Source organism: Peribacillus sp. NPDC056705 (assembly GCF_043656335.1).
This window is the reverse complement of record NZ_JBHTYI010000151.1, coordinates 524-1,204: the sequence shown is the minus strand read 5'-3', so window position 1 is coordinate 1,204 and position 681 is coordinate 524. Positions and strand designations below refer to the sequence as shown.

The window sequence follows — 681 nt, the reverse complement described above, 5'->3', positions numbered from 1 at the left end:
GTCATATGAACGTAATGCTTCCTCGCTGTTTGGAGCATCTCCGAGGTACCTGGTCGATTCACTAGACAACATCTCACCTGAAGGGTAAAAAAATCGCGCCCGAATCAATTCCTTGGCCGTTTGATAGGACAGAATGATCCCATCCAGATCGCGCACAGAAGGACCTAATGCTGCCGTAAAGGAAGCCGCTCCGCTCTCCCTTACGATATCTGCCAGTTGCTTCCGCAATGCGTTACGCGAACCGCTGGTAAGCACCGGAGCTGGCAGTAATACCGCGAGATCACCTTGAATCGGAAAGACGGCACCCTGTCCGTTCTCCTCAAACCGCGTTATCAGATGATGCTTCAATGACTGTCCAGTCTCTGGACTTGATTCTGCTTCCTTAACATGTACAAGCAGCACCTGATAATGCTCCCAACCTAGCTTAAGCCCCTCTGCCATCTGCCTTGAGACGGCATCCGTCTGAATTTCTTCGGTCAGCCATGCTTGCAAGAATTGCGCCCGGTTCCATTCGGATGTCGCACGATTGATCGTGACCCACTCTTGCTCCTGTTCGATCGATTGTTTAATCTGAAGCAGATATCGAATCAGTTCCTCCTCGTCCACGGGCTTTAGCAAGTATCCGTCCACTCGGTGGGCTATCGCCCGCTTGGCATAATCAAAATCAGCATAACCACTCAG

The 681-nt window shown here is 51.1% G+C and carries 1 pseudogene; it reads right to left on the bottom strand.

Features of this window, described 5'->3' with window-relative positions:
- Window positions 1–681 (bottom strand): annotated as a pseudogene (locus ACFRAK_RS28385) (response regulator transcription factor); the annotation flags it as partial.